This window comes from Streptomyces sp. NPDC001530 (assembly GCF_042894545.1).
GTDB lineage: Bacteria > Actinomycetota > Actinomycetes > Streptomycetales > Streptomycetaceae > Streptomyces.
The window spans coordinates 292,012-308,544 of the sequence record NZ_JBIAVS010000012.1 but is presented as its reverse complement, the minus strand read 5'-3'; the positions used below and the strand labels follow the sequence as shown (position 1 = coordinate 308,544).

General features: G+C 68.9%; 13 protein-coding genes and 2 tRNA genes. 8 read left to right on the top strand and 7 right to left on the bottom strand.

The window, feature by feature from the left end; all coding sequences use genetic code 11:
* Window positions 1-74 precede the first annotated feature (74 nt).
* The 5 genes from ACFY0T_RS26080 (at window position 75) to ACFY0T_RS26060 (ending at window position 5,402) form a co-directional block, all read left to right on the top strand.
* A tRNA-Phe gene (locus ACFY0T_RS26080) sits at window positions 75-148 on the top strand.
* Between the two features lie 295 nt (window positions 149-443).
* A complete protein-coding gene (locus tag ACFY0T_RS26075) occupies window positions 444-809 on the top strand; it encodes a hypothetical protein (RefSeq protein ID WP_388875050.1) in 366 nt (121 codons plus the stop codon).
* Window positions 810-892: 83 nt separating this feature from the next.
* Window positions 893-4,837, top strand: a complete 3,945-nt coding sequence (hrpA, locus tag ACFY0T_RS26070; protein ID WP_388875047.1) for an ATP-dependent RNA helicase HrpA — start codon at window positions 893-895, stop codon at window positions 4,835-4,837.
* Between the two features lie 96 nt (window positions 4,838-4,933).
* Window positions 4,934-5,008, top strand: a tRNA-Asp gene (locus ACFY0T_RS26065).
* Window positions 5,009-5,210: 202 nt separating this feature from the next.
* On the top strand, window positions 5,211-5,402 hold the full coding sequence (locus ACFY0T_RS26060; protein ID WP_388875045.1) for a DUF6274 family protein: 192 nt from the start codon (window positions 5,211-5,213) through the stop codon (window positions 5,400-5,402).
* Window positions 5,403-5,870: 468 nt separating this feature from the next.
* Here the strand turns inward: ACFY0T_RS26060 and bldC are convergent, their stop codons facing one another.
* Both bldC and ACFY0T_RS26050 read right to left on the bottom strand, forming a co-directional pair.
* Entirely contained in the window at window positions 5,871-6,077 is a 207-nt protein-coding gene (bldC, locus tag ACFY0T_RS26055; RefSeq protein WP_003949541.1) for a developmental transcriptional regulator BldC, read from the bottom strand.
* A gap of 565 nt (window positions 6,078-6,642) precedes the next feature.
* Window positions 6,643-7,491, bottom strand: a complete 849-nt coding sequence (locus ACFY0T_RS26050) for a hypothetical protein (protein WP_388875042.1) — start codon at window positions 7,489-7,491, stop codon at window positions 6,643-6,645.
* A 222-nt stretch (window positions 7,492-7,713) separates the two neighbouring features.
* On the opposite strand from ACFY0T_RS26050, the gene ACFY0T_RS26045 reads away from it, so the two are divergent.
* Complete coding sequence (locus tag ACFY0T_RS26045; protein WP_388875039.1) at window positions 7,714-8,799, top strand: Leu/Phe/Val dehydrogenase; 1,086 nt, start codon at window positions 7,714-7,716, stop codon at window positions 8,797-8,799.
* A 332-nt stretch (window positions 8,800-9,131) separates the two neighbouring features.
* Window positions 9,132-9,386 carry a DUF3073 domain-containing protein gene (locus tag ACFY0T_RS26040; RefSeq protein WP_095935302.1) on the top strand — a complete coding sequence of 85 codons (255 nt, stop codon included), beginning with the start codon at window positions 9,132-9,134 and terminating at the stop codon, window positions 9,384-9,386.
* A gap of 141 nt (window positions 9,387-9,527) precedes the next feature.
* On the opposite strand, the gene purM is transcribed toward ACFY0T_RS26040, so the two are convergent.
* From purM to ACFY0T_RS26015, 5 genes are all read right to left on the bottom strand, one after another.
* Window positions 9,528-10,628: a phosphoribosylformylglycinamidine cyclo-ligase gene (gene purM, locus ACFY0T_RS26035; RefSeq protein ID WP_388875035.1), complete on the bottom strand. Its 1,101-nt coding sequence runs from the start codon at window positions 10,626-10,628 to the stop codon at window positions 9,528-9,530.
* 43 nt (window positions 10,629-10,671) lie between these two features.
* The gene (gene purF / locus ACFY0T_RS26030) at window positions 10,672-12,201 is read right to left on the bottom strand and encodes an amidophosphoribosyltransferase (RefSeq protein WP_388875032.1); all 1,530 of its coding nucleotides are present in this window, start codon (window positions 12,199-12,201) and stop codon (window positions 10,672-10,674) included.
* A 61-nt stretch (window positions 12,202-12,262) separates the two neighbouring features.
* On the bottom strand, window positions 12,263-13,063 hold the full coding sequence (locus tag ACFY0T_RS26025) for an META domain-containing protein (protein ID WP_388875029.1): 801 nt from the start codon (window positions 13,061-13,063) through the stop codon (window positions 12,263-12,265).
* Window positions 13,064-13,313: 250 nt separating this feature from the next.
* The gene (locus ACFY0T_RS26020) at window positions 13,314-14,108 is read right to left on the bottom strand and encodes a sterol carrier family protein (RefSeq protein WP_388875025.1); all 795 of its coding nucleotides are present in this window, start codon (window positions 14,106-14,108) and stop codon (window positions 13,314-13,316) included.
* Between the two features lie 81 nt (window positions 14,109-14,189).
* Window positions 14,190-14,828 (bottom strand): TetR/AcrR family transcriptional regulator, encoded by a 639-nt coding sequence (locus ACFY0T_RS26015; RefSeq protein ID WP_388875023.1) that lies wholly within the window; start codon window positions 14,826-14,828, stop codon window positions 14,190-14,192.
* A 94-nt stretch (window positions 14,829-14,922) separates the two neighbouring features.
* Here ACFY0T_RS26015 and ACFY0T_RS26010 point away from each other — a divergent pair, with 94 nt between their 5' ends.
* Complete coding sequence (locus ACFY0T_RS26010; RefSeq protein WP_388875020.1) at window positions 14,923-16,413, top strand: MFS transporter; 1,491 nt, start codon at window positions 14,923-14,925, stop codon at window positions 16,411-16,413.
* Window positions 16,414-16,533: the final 120 nt, after the last annotated feature.

Here is a 16,533-nt window from a genome sequence, read left to right as displayed (position 1 = left end):
GCGCCCGCGGCGCAGCCGCAATCGGGTACAGCAAATCCCGTCAGGACCGCTGAGGTTTCTCCTGGAAACCTCGTGGCTGGGTAGCTCAGTTGGTACCAGCGATCGCCTGAAAAGCCATAGGTCGCCGGTTCGACCCCGGCCCCAGCCACAACCCAAGGGCCCTGTCCAGACGGACGGGGCCCTTGATCGTTTATCTGCCCCAGCTCGCCACCCTGCCGAGGTGGACGCCATGCCCGCGGCGCAGCCGCAATCGGGCGCAGCGGTCGCCGGTTCGCCCCGGCCCCCCGGCCCCAGCCACAACCCGAAGGCCCCGTCCGGTAGGACGGGGCCTTCGTCGTACCCCGGGACTCGGCGGGTGTCGGGCAGTTCCGGCTCGACTTGGCATGTTCGCGGCACGGCGCTACGTTCGGCCTGGTGAAGCAGCGCTTTCTGGTGGGGGGACCATGACGACGAGCCCTGATGGGTCGGAAGCCGGATCGCCGGCGGGTGGCGAGTCGGCGACCGCGCGAGCGACCGGAGCCACGGGGGCCACCGGAGCCACGGGAGCCACGGGCGGCGAGCTGAAGCTGGAGCGGGATCGTGCCCTCTTCGGGCTGATCGCCGTCGGGCTGAGCAACGTCGTGATCGCGGCGATCGCGGGGGTCGCCGTCTGGCAGCTGAACGGCGACAAGTCGGTCGCCCTCGGCGTCATCAGCGCCGCCTTCACCGCGGTCAGCACGATGACCACCGCGTATCTGGGCATCAAGGCCGTTTCCAACACCGCGAAGGCCATGGCCCAGCGCGACACATCACCCCGCGAACAGCCCTGACCGAGGGCCGGCGGCGCGCCCGGAGCCGCCGGGCGCAAAAGCGTTCGCCAGGAATTTCGGCGAGGTGAGATCCTGGACGGCGTATGTCTACGCATCCTGCCCCCGTCCTCGGCGATCTCGCCCCCCGTCTGGCCGAGCTGTCCCTGCGCGACGCGCACCGGCTCGGGCGCAGGCTCGAAGGCGCGCGCAAGATCCGCAAGCCCGAGGCCCGCTCCGCCGTGCTCGCCGAGATCGAGGCGGAGGTCGCCAAGGGTGAGGCACGCATGGCCGAGCGCCGCGACCGCGTGCCCGCCGTCACGTATCCCGAGCAGCTCCCGGTCAGCCAGAAGAAGGACCAGATCGCGGACGCCATCCGCGATCACCAGGTCGTCATCGTCGCCGGTGAGACCGGGTCCGGCAAGACCACCCAGATTCCCAAGATCTGCATGGAGCTGGGGCGTGGTGTCCGCGGCATGATCGGGCACACCCAGCCCCGCCGTATCGCCGCCCGTACCGTCGCCGAGCGCGTCGCCGAGGAGCTGGACACCCCGCTCGGCGAGGCCGTCGGCTGGAAGGTCCGCTTCACCGACCAGGTGAACCAGGACGCCACCTTCGTCAAGCTCATGACCGACGGCATCCTGCTCGCCGAGATCCAGACGGACCGCGAGCTGCGCGCGTACGACACGATCATCATCGACGAGGCCCACGAGCGGTCCCTCAACATCGACTTCCTGATGGGCTACCTCGCTCAGCTGCTGCCCAAGCGGCCGGACCTGAAGGTCGTGATCACCTCCGCGACCATCGATCCCGAGCGCTTCTCCCGCCACTTCGGCGACGCGCCGATCGTCGAGGTCAGCGGCCGTACGTACCCCGTCGAGGTGCGTTACCGCCCCCTCCTCGAAGAGGACTCCGACGACTCCGACCGCGACCAGATCACCGCGATCTGCGATGCCGTCGAGGAGCTCCAGGCCGAGGGCAAGGGCGACATCCTCGTCTTCCTCTCCGGCGAACGCGAGATCCGCGACACCGCCGACGCGCTGGTCAAGAAGCAGTACCGCTTCACCGAAGTCCTCCCCCTCTACGCCCGCCTCTCCCACGCGGAGCAGCACCGCGTCTTCCAGCCGCACACCGGCCGCAGGATCGTCCTGGCGACCAACGTCGCCGAGACCTCCCTCACGGTTCCGGGCATCAAGTACGTCATCGACCCGGGCACCGCCCGTATCTCCCGCTACAGCCACCGCACCAAGGTGCAGCGCCTGCCCATCGAGCCGGTCTCGCAGGCCAGCGCCAACCAGCGCAAGGGCCGCTGCGGCCGTACGAGTGACGGCATCTGCATCCGGCTGTACAGCGAGGACGACTTCCTCGCCCGCCCGGAGTTCACGGACGCCGAGATCCTCCGTACGAACCTGGCCTCCGTCATCCTGCAGATGACCGCGGCCGGCCTCGGCGACATCGAGAAGTTCCCCTTCATCGACCCGCCGGACCACCGCAACATCCGCGACGGCGTCCAACTCCTTCAGGAACTGGGCGCGTTGGACCCGGCCCAGAAGGACCCGCGCAAGCGGCTCACGCAGACCGGGCGCAAGCTGGCCCAGCTCCCCGTCGACCCCCGCCTGGCCCGCATGGTCCTGGAGGCCGACAAGAACGGCTGCGTACGCGAGGTCATGGTGATCGCGGCCGCGCTCTCCATCCAGGACCCGCGTGAACGCCCGGCCGACAAGCAGACGCAGGCCGATCAGCAGCACGCCCGCTTCAAGGACGAGTCGAGCGATTTCCTCGCCTTCCTGAACCTGTGGCGGTACGTCCGCGAGCAGCAGAAGGAGCGCGGCTCCTCCGCCTTCCGCCGGATGTGCAAGCAGGAGTACCTGAACTTCCTGCGCATTCGCGAATGGCAGGACATCTACTCCCAGCTCCGCACGGTCGCCAAGCAGATGGGCATCCATCCGAACGAGGAGGACGCGGCCGAGCAGAGCGTCCACGTGTCGCTGCTCGCCGGTCTGCTGTCGCACGTCGGCATGAAGGACGTGAAGGAGGGCACGAAGAACGAGTACCTGGGCGCGCGCAACGCGAAGTTCGCGATCTTCCCGGGCTCCGCCCTCTTCAAGAAGCCCCCGCGTTTCGTGATGTCCGCCGAGCTGGTGGAGACCTCACGGCTCTGGGCGCGCGTCAACGCCAAGATCGAGCCCGAGTGGGTCGAGCCGCTCGCCGAGCATCTGCTGAAGCGCACGTACAGCGAACCGCACTGGGAGAAGGACCAGGCCGCGGTGATGGCGTACGAGAAGGTCACGCTGTACGGCGTACCGATCGTCGCGCAGCGGAAGGTCAACTACGGGCGGATCGACCCCGAGGTCTCCCGCGAGCTGTTCATCCGCAACGCGCTCGTCGAGGGCGACTGGCGTACGCACCACAAGTTCTTCGCCGACAACCGCAAACTCCTCACCGAGGTCGAGGAGTTGGAGCACCGGGCGCGGCGCCGGGACATCCTCGTCGACGACGAGACGCTGTTCGACTTCTACGACCAGCGGGTGCCCGAACACGTCGTGTCCGGGGCGCACTTCGACTCCTGGTGGAAGCACAAGCGCCACGAGGAGCCCGAGCTCCTCGACTTCGAGCGCGAGATGCTCATCAACGAGAAGGCGGGGGCGGTCACCAAGGACGACTACCCCGACTCCTGGCGCCAGGGACGGCTGAAGTTCCGGGTGACGTACCAGTTCGAGCCGGGAGCGGACGCGGACGGCGTGACCGTGCACATCCCGCTCCAGGTACTGAACCAGGTCACGGACGAGGGCTTCGACTGGCAGATCCCGGGGTTGCGGGAAGAGGTCGTCACCGAGCTGATCCGCTCCCTGCCGAAGCCGATCCGGCGGAATTACGTCCCTGCCCCGAACTTCGCGCAGAAGTTCCTGGAGCGGGCCGTGCCCCTCCAGGAGCCGCTGACGCTGACCATGGCGCGCGAGCTGAAGCGCATGGTCGGCGTGCCGCTCACGGCCGAGGACTTCGACTGGTCGCGGATCCCCGACCACCTGAAGATCACCTTCCGGATCGTCGACGAGCGGCGCCGCAAACTCGCCGAGGACAAGGATCTGGAGGCGCTGAAGCTCCGGCTGAAGCCGAAGGCGCGCAAGGCGCTCTCGCAGGCCGCGGCGGCGACGGCGGAGCGCGAGGGCGGCGAGTCCCTGGAACGTACGGGCCTGACGGACTGGACGATCGGCTCGCTCACCCGCGTCTTCGAGACCCGTCGCGCCGGCCAGCCCGTGAAGGCGTACCCGGCCCTGGTCGACGACGGCGACACCGTCTCCGTACGCCTCTTCGACACGGAGGCCGAGCAGGCGCAGGCGATGTGGAAGGGCATGCGGCGGCTGATCCTGCGCAACATCCCGGTGAACCCGGGCAAGTTCGCCTCGGACAAGCTCACCAACGCCCAGAAGCTCGCCCTCTCCGCCAACCCGCACGGCTCGATCCAGGCCCTCTTCGACGACTGCGCGATGGCGGCCGCGGACAAGCTGATCGGGGACTTCGGCGGCCCGGCGTGGGACGAGGAGTCGTACCGGAAGCTGTACGACAAGGTGCGCGCCGAGATCGTCGACACGACGGTCCGTACGGTGGGCCAGGTGGAGCCGGTCCTTGCCGCCTGGCAGGCCTGTGAGCGCCGTCTGAAGGGCGTACAGAGCCCGACGCTCCTGGCGAACCTCACGGACGTACGAAGCCAGCTGAACGCCCTTGTGAAGCCTGGCTTCGTCACGGAGACGGGGCTGCGCCGGCTGCCGGACCTGATGCGCTACCTGATCGCCGCCGACCGGCGCCTGCAGCAGATGCCGACCAACGTCCAGCGGGACACCACCCGCATGGAGAAGGTCCACGAGATGCAGGACGAGTACGCGTGGCTCCTGGAGCAGCTGCCCCAGGGCCGGCCGGTCCCGCAGCAGGTCCTGGACATCCGCTGGATGATCGAGGAGCTCCGGGTCAGCTATTTCGCCCACGCGCTCGGCACGGCGTACCCGGTCTCCGACAAGCGCATCGTGAAGGCGATCGACGCGGCTGTCCCGTAACGGAGCCGGTACGTTGGGTGAGTTCGACCCCGGGCCCACCCCTCCTGTACAGTCTCTTCTCGCAGCACAGCGCAAGAATGAGTCGCTGTGAAACCTGGTCCTGTGGAGCAGTTTGGAGTGCTCGCCACCCTGTCAAGGTGGAGGCCGCGGGTTCAAATCCCGTCAGGACCGCATGGATGAGAAGGCCCGGAGCTTCGGCTCCGGGCCTTCTCATGTCGCCTTCCGCCTTTGTCGTGTCGCCTTCCGCCTTCGTCGTGTCGCCTTCCGCCCTCGTCGTGTCGCCTTCCGCCGCCTTCATGCCGGCTGCGCGCCTTGACGGCGTCACATTCCGCCGGTACCCAGAAACCAGGGCCCACGACCCCTGGAGGTGCGTATGGCGGCCATCGCTAGGCACGAGACGCGAGCCCTGCTCCGTGCCCACCTGTCGGCCGCCTCCGGATACCGCCATCTGACGCGGCACTGCCCGATCTGCCACCAGCTCCTGCGACTGGCCATGGAGCCCGCTCCTCGAGGCGAGGAAGACCCTAGGAGCGCCGCCGAGGGCGAAAGCCCCTCCAAGGCATGACCAAGGGCTACGGACGCGCCCAGCGGGCGGCAGGGGTCCGGACGCACATCCGCCTGCGCATCACCTCAACTCCCCTAGCGCAGAAGCCCCGAAGGCAACAAGGACTGTGGCATGTGACGGGTGTCACCGCATAAGTTTTCAGAAGTGCGGAACTTACACCCCGCCCACAACTGGTCAATTTAATATGTGCAATTGCACCGGTCACCGAGGGCGCCCACAGGAGATCCGACACCCCTCCCCAGACTCCGACAAGGCCGCTCACAGGCCGGCCGTCCGGGCACGGACAGGGCACAAAAAAGATCGCGCTGGACCCGGCGGAGTCCAGCGCGATCGACGACGCACCCTTGTCACGTACCAAAGAAGCTTGGGCGTGGGCTCTGTTGGGGCAGAACCCGCGTCGCTTGGAGCTGTGGTTCGGACGTCTCGGCAAGTTGGGGGACCTACCGAATTGCCCGGTTATGCAGTTGTTCAGGCCTCGCTGCGCTGCTGCGGGATACCCGCGAGCAGTGCGCGGACCTCAGCCTCGCGGTAGCGGCGGTGTCCGCCGAGCGTGCGGATGGACGTGAGCTTGCCGGCCTTCGCCCACCGCGTGACCGTCTTGGGGTCGACGCGGAACATCGTGGCGACCTCAGCCGGGGTCAGCAGCGGCTCGGCATCAGGGGTGCGAGCGGTCATGAGCGGCCTCCTCGGGAGAACCGAACCTTCTCGGTTCTTTCCTCTAAATTCTGCACCTTGACCCGCGTTGCCCGAAATGGCGGACGCGAGTCGAGTCGGTTATAGGACGAACGGCTTGTCCTCGGCACTACAACTACACCATCTGTCCAGCCGCGTCGGCCAAACCGATGGAATTGCCCTCCCAGGTGTTCATCAGCGACGGAAGCCGATGGACCATGCCATAGCGGACAGTCACGCCACTGTGACGATCAGTCACAGGGCGATCAGGAGTCACCAGACCCCCCATAGCGTGCAATGCTGAGATTCCACCCATATATGGGCGGACGGACCCCTCCCCGGGGTTCCTTGTCCTATTTTGGCATGAGGAGGGGCAAGGGGCGCAAGGGTCAGGTAAGTGCTGTCCATCACGCTTGGCACCGACTTACACCGCTTGGGACGAAAGACCGGATCAGGACCTACGTCCCGGAGTGAGGGTTCTTCAGTGTGTGAGGACCATACGCGAGTTCGACGCGAACCGGTGAGAAGCAGATCACACGGCACAGGTGACCCACGCGCCCCAGGGGCCTCAGTTCGCCGAGCGCCGGTCCCTGACCGACCGCCAACGCTCCACCAGCCGCCCGTACGCCTCGCCCGCCGCGGCCCCGTCCCCCTCGCGCAGCGCCTCGATGCCCTCGGCGACGTCCGCGGCCGAGTGGTCACCCTCGAGTTGCCCGGCCGGCAGGGCGTGCACGAGCCCGCCGTAGTCGAGCTCGACCATCGAGCGCGGATGGAACTCCTCCAGCCAGCGCCCCACGTCCACCAGGCCGTCGATGAGCGGGCCCTCGTCGAGGGTGTCCTTGAGCGTCTTCAGGGCCCGCGCCGTCCGCCGCCGCGCCTGCACCATCGGCGTCCGGTAGCGCAGCACCGGCGGGGCTCCGCCCGGCCCGGCCCCCTTCTCGTACTCCCGCTCCTCGTCGGCGACGAGCACGAACCAGTTCAGCGGCACCTGCCAGGTCGAGGTGCGGATCCACGGGCGGGCGTCGGGGTTGCGGGCCATCCAGCGCTCGTAGTCCAGGGCGGCCTGACGGCGTACCAGCGGCGGCAGGACCGCGTCGAGGACCGGCGGCGGCAGCTCCTCGGCCAGCTCGCCCAGGGCCTGCCAGCCGCGCAGCCGGGTGCGCCAGGGGCAGACGCACAGCACCCCGTCGATCTCCGCCACGAAGGCGTCGCTGCTCTCGTGCACCGGCACCGGGATCGGCGGGGTGGGCAGCAAATCCGCCAGCGAGCGGCGCAGTTCGTCCTGGTACGAGGGGCGGTCGGTGCGGCGGGCGTAGCGCGCCCAGTGACCGCGCTCCGGCTCCGGGAAGGCGGCCAGCGGTTCGTACACGCGCAGATACGACGCATACGGGACGATCACCGACGACACCTTGGGCACGCCTGCTCCCTCCCCCGTTGGCCACCAGGAAAACCAGCGAAAACCGCACACAACCTGACGAGAAATCTATGCAAATCGAACCACGGCTGTACGCCACCGGTGGGTGATCCTGAACACTGCACCGAAGGCGGGTGGGCGCAGGCTCTAGTCTCATGCCCACGGAGCCCGCCATCCGCACGGGCCCCGCACCCAACCGCCGCTTATTACCTGGGAGTCACCACAGTGACCGACGTAACCGACGGCGTCCTGCACACCCTGTTCCATTCGGACCAGGGGGGTCATGAGCAAGTCGTGCTCTGCCAGGACCGCGCCAGCGGCCTCAAGGCCGTCATCGCCATTCACTCCACCGCCCTGGGCCCGGCCCTCGGTGGTACGCGCTTCTACCCGTACGTGAACGAGGAGGAGGCCGTCGCCGACGCCCTGAACCTCTCGCGCGGCATGTCGTACAAGAACGCCATGGCCGGTCTCGACCACGGCGGCGGCAAGGCCGTGATCATCGGCGACCCCGAGCAGATCAAGTCCGAGGCGCTGCTCCTCGCGTACGGCCGCTTCGTGGCCTCGCTCGGCGGCCGGTACGTCACCGCGTGCGACGTCGGTACGTACGTCGCCGACATGGACGTCGTGGCGCGCGAGTGCCGCTGGACGACGGGCCGCTCGCCGGAGAACGGCGGCGCCGGGGACTCCTCCGTCCTCACCGCCTTCGGTGTCTTCCAGGGCATGCGGGCCTCCGCCCAGCACCTGTGGGGCGACCCGACGCTGCGCGGCCGCAAGGTCGGTGTCGCGGGCGTCGGCAAGGTGGGCCACCACCTGGTGCAGCACCTGCTCGACGACGGCGCCGAGGTCGTGATCACGGACGTACGCGAGGAGTCGGTGCGCCGGATCCTCGACAAGCACCCGGCCGGCGTCACGGCCGTCGCGGACACCGAGGCACTCATCCTCACCGAGGGCCTCGACATCTACGCCCCCTGCGCACTCGGCGGGGCGCTGAACGACGACTCGGTGCCCGTCCTCACCGCGAAGGTGGTGTGCGGCGCTGCCAACAACCAGCTCGCGCACCCGGGCGTGGAGAAGGACCTCGCGGACCGCGGGATCCTGTACGCCCCCGACTACGTGGTGAACGCGGGCGGTGTCATCCAGGTCGCCGACGAGCTGCACGGCTTCGACTTCCAGCGCTGCAAGGCGAAGGCGGCGAAGATCTTCGACACCACGCTGGCCATATTCGCACGTGCGAAGGAGGACGGCATTCCGCCGGCTGCCGCGGCCGACCGGATCGCCGAGCAGCGGATGGCGGAGGCGCGGCGCCGCTGATCGCGGAGCCCGAGCGAAAGTGCCGGAACCAATCGTTCCGGCCCCTTCCGCGCTTGTCAGGGACCCGCCGATGGATCGCTTAGAGAGAACTCTCACGTCGATCGGCGGGTCGTTGGCCAAGAACAGGTTAAAATCGCGGTTGACCAGCGGGGACAGGGCGCCTCGCGGGTTCTGGGCGAAGGCACGTCCTGCGGGCGACGTACCGTATGGGCGCGGGCTCAGGTACCGTGGAAGCCCTACGGACCGGTCTCTCCACGGAGAGCCCGTTCCAGATCATGAACGCGTGTCAAGACTCTGGGGCCGTCGAGCCCCGTCACCGAGGGGGTCGAGCCATGGGGCGCGGCCGGGCCAAGGCCAAGCAGACGAAGGTCGCCCGCCAGCTGAAGTACAACAGCGGCGGGACTGACCTGTCGCGTCTGGCCAACGAGCTGGGCGCTTCGACTTCGAACCAGCCGCCTAATGGCGAGCCGTTCGAGGACGACGACGAGGAAGACGACCCGTACGCCCAGTACGCGGATCTCTACAACGACGACGATGAGGACGAGGACGACCAGTCCGGTCCCCAGTCGCAGCGTCGCGGTGCTTGACGCATCAGCGTCCCTCGCAGTTTCCGCGATCTCTCGTAACAGATTCTTCTCGTAACAGGTTTCTGTTGGCGGATTTCTCGTAGCAACTGCACTTCGCCCGGTCCGGGGCTCAGCGCCGGACCGGGTTTCGTGCTGCCTTGCTCAGACCGCGTAGTCGCCGATCAGCGCGGCGCCCGTCGCGTGCTCGCCGCGCTCGGTGATCTCACCGGCGACCCAGGCGTCCACGCCGCGGTCCGCGAGGGTGGCGAGCGCCACGTCCGCGGACTCCTCGGGGACGATCGCGATCATGCCGACGCCCATGTTCAGCGTCTTCTCCAGCTCCAGGCGCTCGACGTCGCCGGTCCGGCCGACGAGGTCGAAGACCGGGGCCGGGGTCCAGGTCTCGCGGTCGACGATCGCGTGCAGGCCGTCCGGGACGACACGGGCCAGGTTGGCCGCGAGCCCGCCGCCGGTGATGTGGCTGAAGGCGTGCACCTGGGTGGTGTGGGTGAGCGCCAGGCAGTCCAGCGAGTAGATCTTGGTGGGCTCCAGGAGCTCCTCGCCGAGCGTGCGGCCGAAATCCTCGACGTGCTGGTCCAGGCTGAGGTTCGCGCGGTCGAAGAGGACGTGCCGGACCAGCGAGTACCCGTTCGAGTGAAGACCGGAGGCCGCCATGGCGATCACCGCGTCACCCTTACGGATACGATCCGGGCCGAGCAGCCGGTCGGCCTCGACCACACCGGTGCCGGCGCCCGCGACGTCGAAGTCGTCCGGGCCCAGCAGACCAGGGTGCTCGGCCGTCTCGCCGCCGACGAGGGCACAGCCCGCGAGGACGCAGCCCTCGGCGATGCCCTTCACGATGGCCGCGACGCGCTCCGGGTGGACCTTGCCGACGCAGATGTAGTCGGTCATGAAGAGCGGCTCGGCGCCGCACACCACGATGTCGTCCATGACCATCGCGACCAGGTCGTGGCCGATGGTGTCGTACACGCCGAGCTGCCGGGCGAGGTCGACCTTGGTGCCCACGCCGTCCGTCGCGGAGGCGAGCAGCGGGCGCTCGTAGCGCTTGAGGGCGGAGGCGTCGAAGAGGCCGGCGAAGCCGCCGAGGCCGCCGAGGACCTCGGGGCGCTGCGTCTTCTTCACCCACTCCTTCATCAGCTCTACGGCGCGGTCGCCCGCTTCGATGTCGACGCCGGCAGCCGCGTAGGAAGCACCGGAAGCAGTGCCCGTCGACGCAGTCGACCGATCAGATACAGCAGACATTGCCTGGGATCTTTCGGGTTGGTGATACGGGGCTCTGCGGCGCTTACGGGCGACGGATGGCGTCAGCCGCGGCCGTGGCGGCGGGCCCGGCGGCCAGCTCGGTCTCCAGGAGCTGCTTGCCGAGCAGCTCGGGGTCCGGGAGCTCCATCGGGTACTCGCCGTCGAAGCAGGCGCGGCACAGGTTCGGCTTGGCGATGGTGGTCGCCTCGATCATGCCGTCGATGGAGATGTACGAGAGGGAGTCGGCGCCCAGCGAGGTGCCGATCTCCTCGATCGTCATGCCGTTGGCGATCAGCTCGGCGCGGGTCGCGAAGTCGATGCCGAAGAAGCAGGGCCACTTCACGGGCGGGGACGAGATCCGGATGTGGACCTCGGCGGCGCCCGCCTCGCGGAGCATGCGCACCAGGGCGCGCTGGGTGTTGCCGCGCACGATCGAGTCGTCGACGACGACCAGACGCTTGCCCTTGATGACTTCCTTGAGCGGGTTCAGCTTCAGACGGATGCCGAGCTGGCGGATCGTCTGCGAGGGCTGGATGAAGGTCCGGCCGACGTATGCGTTCTTGACCAGGCCGGCACCGAAGGGGATGCCGGAGGCTTCCGCGTAACCGATCGCGGCGGGCGTCCCGGACTCCGGGGTCGCTATCACCAGATCGGCCTCCACAGGGGCTTCCTTGGCGAGCCTGCGGCCCATCTCGACGCGCGAGAGGTACACGTTCCGACCGGCGATGTCCGTGTCCGGGCGGGCCAGATACACGTACTCGAAGACACAGCCCTTGGGCTTAGCTTCCGCGAATCGCGACGTACGCAGACCGTTCTCGTCGATGGCGACGAACTCGCCCGGCTCGATCTCGCGCACGAAGCTCGCGCCGCAGATGTCGAGGGCGGCGGACTCGGAGGCGACGACCCAGCCGCGCTCCAGACGGCCGAGGACCAGCGGGCGGATGCCCTGCGGGTCGCGGGCGGCGTAGAGGGTGTGCTCGTCCATGAAGACGAGCGAGAAGGCGCCCTTGACCTGCGGAAGGACCGTGTGGGCGGCCTCCTCGATGGTCAGCGGCTTCCCGTCGGCGTCGACCTGGGCCGCGAGCAGCGCGGTGAGGAGGTCGGTGTCGTTGGTGGCTGCCACACGAGTGGAGCGGCCGTTGTTGTCCTTGGGCAGGTCGGCGACCATCTCGGCGAGCTGCGCCGTGTTGACGAGGTTGCCGTTGTGGCCGAGCGCGATGGAACCGTGCGCGGTGGCGCGGAACGTCGGCTGGGCGTTCTCCCACACGGAGGCGCCAGTGGTCGAGTAGCGGGCGTGACCGACCGCGATATGACCCTGGAGCGAACCGAGCGAGGTCTCGTCGAAGACCTGGGAAACGAGCCCCATGTCCTTGAAGACGAGGATCTGGGAGCCGTTGCTGACCGCGATTCCCGCGGATTCCTGACCCCGATGCTGGAGGGCGTAGAGCCCGAAGTAAGTGAGCTTGGCGACCTCTTCGCCCGGAGCCCAGACACCGAAGACGCCGCAAGCGTCCTGGGGGCCTTTCTCACCGGGGAGCAGATCATGATTGAGTCGACCGTCACCACGTGGCACGCCACCGAGTGTAGGCGAGATCGACCACTGGTCCGAATTGGGGATACGGAGCCCTAATGGATCACTTGGTGGCGACGGCGCTGACGACGGTGCCGTTTGCGCTGGTCAGCGTGAGGGTGCGGTGATCCACGTCGTATACGACCGTGCTGTCGAAGAGGCCGAGCAGGGTCTTCTCGGTGTCCATGAGTGAGCTGTCGCACATCATGCGGGTGGTCTTGGCGGTGCCGAGGGTGAGGTGTCCGTCGCGGACGGTGGCCTTGGCGGAGACGTGGTTGCAGCCGAGGCTGCCGCTGAGGGTGCCGCGCTTCTTGTCGAGGACGAGGTACGCCTTGGCTCCGGCCGGGAGTGAGTGGGCCACGTCCGCGTCACCGAGGGCCGTGACGGTCCACTTGGTGCCGTAGAGGGGCGCGTCCTGTTCCTTGGTGAGGTTGACGCGGTCGCCGTCGTCGGTGGTGAGCGTCAGTTCGTCGCCCTTGACCTTGGTGGTGAACGTGCCGTCGGCGAAGGTGCGGCTCAGGTTCTGCTCGAAGGTCATCGGGGCCTTCTGGCAGCCCATGTCGGTCATCTGGAACTCGCCGAAGTCGACGCGGTCGCCCTTGACGGTGGCTGTCGAGCCGAAGCTGTTGCAGCCGGCGTTGCCGCTGACCCGGCCGTCCGCGTCGATGCGCAGATACGCGCTCTCCGGTGCCTGCCGCGTCCTGCCGTCCACGGTGAGACTGTCGACGGTCCAGTGGACGCCGGTGACAGGTGACGAGTTCGCCCCCACGGAGCCGCTGCCGCCGGCGCTGCCCGGCTCGGTGCCACAGGCCACCGCGAGAGGGAGCAGGGTCAGGGCGGTGAGCGTCAGTCGCTGCTTGTCCATGCCGATGTGACGGGAGGGGTGGGGTGGTCGGTTCCCGGGTTTTCTCACCTCTCCGCCCCTACCCGCCCCGTCAGGGGCGCGGGAACCTACTCGACCAGCGCCCCGTCAGGGGCGCGGGGAACTGCGCGACCAGCCCCCACCCACCCGCGGCCGAAGGAGCACCCGGGGTCTGGGGCGGAGCCCCAGAAAGATGGGACGGGTAGGGGCGGAGGGGGCGAAAACAGCCTCCCGCGGGCCGCAGTGCGCAGGCTCAGCCCATCAAGGGGAGGAGGCCTCCGAGGTCCGCGCGTTCCCCGCTCGCGCTGACCTTGGCATCCTCCAGCGCCGCTTTCCAGGCCACCCGCCCCGTAGCGAGCCGAATCCACGTCAGCGGATCGGTCTCGACGACGTTCGGCGGCGTACCGCGCGTGTGCCGCGGCCCCTCCACACACTGCACGACGGCGTACGGCGGAATCCGCACCTCCGTGGACGCACCGGGCGCCTTCACGGCGAGCGCGTCGGCCAGCAGCCGGGTACAGGCGGCGAGCGCCTGGCGGTCGAAGGGGATCTCGGTGCCCGCGGCACGGTTCAGGTCGTCGGTGTGGACGACGAGTTCGACGGTGCGGGTGACGAGGTAGTCGGCCAGGGTCATGACACCGGTGCGCGCGGCGAGCAGCCGGTCGTCCGGGGCCGTGGCCAGGCGCTCGGTGAGCCGCTGCCCGGTGCGGGCGTAGAGCGCGTCGAGGTCGGGGTTCTCCGCGGCGAGCCGGCTGCTGCCGTCGGCGATGTCCCCGGCCCGCGCGGCGGTCGCGAGCGGCCAGTCCAGCAGGCCGAGTTCGGCCTTCGGCGGTTCGTCCCGGTCGAGGTTCCGGCTCACGGTCTCGACGGCCATCGTGATGTGCGCGGCCAACTCCCGCACGCTCCAGTCCCCAAGGTCCGTGGGCCGCGCCAGCTGCTCCTCGGTCAGCGCGCGTACGCCGTCCCGTACGTTCCCGAACTGCGCGAGCACCGCCGCGCGGATCTTGGCGGAGTCGTATGTACGGGCGCGTCGCTTGGCCGGGGGCATGGTCGTCAGCCTAGGACGTGGGGGCGGGTGGCAGCCGGGATTTTCGCGTGCGCCCCAGGCCCTGTCGTCGAACGACAGGGCTTAGCGCCTGACCGCGTATCCGCTCAGGCCCTTTTCGATCAGGTCGAAGGCCTGCCGGGCGCGTTCGGCGGCGTCGGCGGCGACGGTGTCCGGGCTCTCGCCGGCCTCGATGCGGTTGTGGTGCTCCTCGACCAAGGCATTGCGGGCGGCGCTCAACGTGGCGGCGACGACCGTGGCGAGCATCGCGTCGCCGGTCTCCTCGGCGAGGATGCCGGCCAGATCGCGCGTCCCCTTCTGGGCGGCGAGGAAGGCGCGTTCCATCAGGGCCGGGGTCTCCATGACGAGTCGGCGCACCTGGCGGGCGAAGGGCTCGCTGTGCAGGCCGACCGAGGGATCGCGGGCCTCGACCAACTCCAGAAACTGCCGCCGTACGGCTTCCACCGCGGATTCGCCCGGCTTCCGCTCGCGTACGGCGCGGGCCACGTCGCCGAAGTGCTCCTCCATCGGCCGGAAGACCAAGTCCTCCTTGGTACCGAAGTAGTTGAACACGGTCATCTTGGAGACCTCGGCCGCGTCGGCGACCTCCTGCACCGAGACGTTCTCGAAGCCCCGCTCGACGAAGAGGCCGATCGCGGTCCGGTAGATCCGCATCGCCGTCTGCAGCTTCTTGCGCTCGCGCAGCCCCATCGCCTCAGCCATGGGACCACTGTACCAATGGCCGATGTACCTGGATGAAATTTAATCCGAGATGAAACATTGACTAGGTACACAGTTCTCGGGCAGGGTGATGCCCATGACCGAGACCCAGCGCAAAGTCGGCTTCCTCATCTGTCTCGTCACCATCGTGCTGGCCGTCCTGGACCTGCAGATCGTGTCGGCGGCGACCGTCCCGATCGTCCGGGACCTCGATCCGGACCACGGCGTCGACAAGATCCCCTGGCTGGTCAGCGCCTTCGCGCTGGCCTCGGCCGCGATGCTGCCGCTGTACGGCAAGCTCTGCGACACCCTCGGCGCCAAACGCGTCTTCACCGGCGCGATCGCCACCTTCCTCGTCGGCTCCGCGCTGTGCGGCGCCGCCCAGTCGATGGACCAGCTCATCGCGGCCCGCGCCGTGCAGGGCCTGGGCGGCGGCGGGCTGATGAGCGTGACGATGGTGGTGATCGCCCACCTCAAGGGCCCGGACGAGGAAGGCGCCGGCAAGGGCGGCAGCACCGGCGGACTCGTCGCGGGCGCCGGAATGGCGGTCGGCCCGTGGATCGGCGGCCTGCTCGCCGACCACGCGAGCTGGCGCTGGATCTTCTACGTCAACCTGCCGATCGGCCTCGCGGTCCTGGCCGGCTCCGCCTTCGTCCTCAAGCTCCCCGACCACCCGGTACGCCGCCCGCTCGACTATCTGGGCGCCGCGCTCGGGGCCGCGTTCTCCAGCGCCCTGCTCCTGGTCACGGACTGGGGCGGTCACCGGTACGCCTGGTCGTCCCCGGTCGTCGTCGGACTGATCCTCACGGCCGCCGCGACCCTCGCCCTCTTCCTGTGGCGGCAGACCCGCGCGGCCGAACCGATCCTCCCGCTCTCCCTGTTCCGGGTCCGCGAACTGCGCCTCGGCTTCGTGATCCAGGCCATCGTGGGCGCCGCGATGATGTGCGCCATCTACTACGTGCTCGTCTATCTGCAGATCGCCCGCGGTGTCGCCAGCTCTTCCGCCGGCCTCTACCTGCTCCCCATGGCGATCGGCATGTCGACAGCCGGGCTGCTCTCCGGCCGGCTCACCGCCCGCGGCTGGTCGGCGCGGACCTTCACCCTCAGCGGCACGGCCACCACCGCCGTCGCCTTCGCCCTCCTCGCCGCCATGACCGGGCCCGCCGGCTCACTGTGGCTGATCCGCGCCGCGCTCCTGCTGATGGGCCTCGGACTGGGGCAGCTCACGGGCCAGCTGATCCTGCTCGTGCAGTTCGCCGCCCCGCGCCACCAACTCGGCGTCGCCACCACGGGCATCCGCTTCTTCCAGACCCTCGGCAGCGCACTCGGCGCGTCCGTCTTCGGCACCGTCCTGGCCCGCCTGTACGCCGCCGACGGCCCCGGCGGCGACGTCAGCGCCCTCGCCCGGCTGACCGGAAGGGCCCACGCCGACGGAGTCCAGGCCTTCGTCTCCGCGACGGACGTGGTGTTCTGGAGCGGCGCCGCGCTGATGACGCTGGCCGCCGTCCTGGCGCTCCGGCTGCCCAGGCCCGGGCGGCCGGAGGACACCGAGCAGCCCGAGCGCCAGCCGGAGTCCGTACCGGCCTGAGGGCCACGTCCCAGCCTGACGGCAACGTCCCTGCCCGACGGTCACATGGAGAAGGCCCCGCCGTTTCCCGGGCGGGGCCTTCATCGTCGTACGAATGCGTCGTACGAATGCGTCGCACGA

What these genes read in the sequence shown, in the direction of transcription:
- ACFY0T_RS26040 (WP_095935302.1), top strand. Translation starts at nt 9,132, where the DNA reads ATGGGGCGCGGCCGGGCCAAGGCCAAGCAGACGAAGGTCGCCCGCCAG.
- hrpA (WP_388875047.1), top strand. Translation starts at nt 893, where the DNA reads ATGTCTACGCATCCTGCCCCCGTCCTCGGCGATCTCGCCCCCCGTCTG.
- ACFY0T_RS26010 (WP_388875020.1), top strand. Translation starts at nt 14,923, where the DNA reads ATGACCGAGACCCAGCGCAAAGTCGGCTTCCTCATCTGTCTCGTCACC.
- bldC (WP_003949541.1), bottom strand. Translation starts at nt 6,077, where the DNA reads ATGACCGCTCGCACCCCTGATGCCGAGCCGCTGCTGACCCCGGCTGAG.
- ACFY0T_RS26020 (WP_388875025.1), bottom strand. Translation starts at nt 14,108, where the DNA reads ATGCCCCCGGCCAAGCGACGCGCCCGTACATACGACTCCGCCAAGATC.
- ACFY0T_RS26015 (WP_388875023.1), bottom strand. Translation starts at nt 14,828, where the DNA reads ATGGCTGAGGCGATGGGGCTGCGCGAGCGCAAGAAGCTGCAGACGGCG.
- ACFY0T_RS26075 (WP_388875050.1), top strand. Translation starts at nt 444, where the DNA reads ATGACGACGAGCCCTGATGGGTCGGAAGCCGGATCGCCGGCGGGTGGC.
- ACFY0T_RS26025 (WP_388875029.1), bottom strand. Translation starts at nt 13,063, where the DNA reads ATGGACAAGCAGCGACTGACGCTCACCGCCCTGACCCTGCTCCCTCTC.
- ACFY0T_RS26060 (WP_388875045.1), top strand. Translation starts at nt 5,211, where the DNA reads ATGGCGGCCATCGCTAGGCACGAGACGCGAGCCCTGCTCCGTGCCCAC.
- purM (WP_388875035.1), bottom strand. Translation starts at nt 10,628, where the DNA reads ATGTCTGCTGTATCTGATCGGTCGACTGCGTCGACGGGCACTGCTTCC.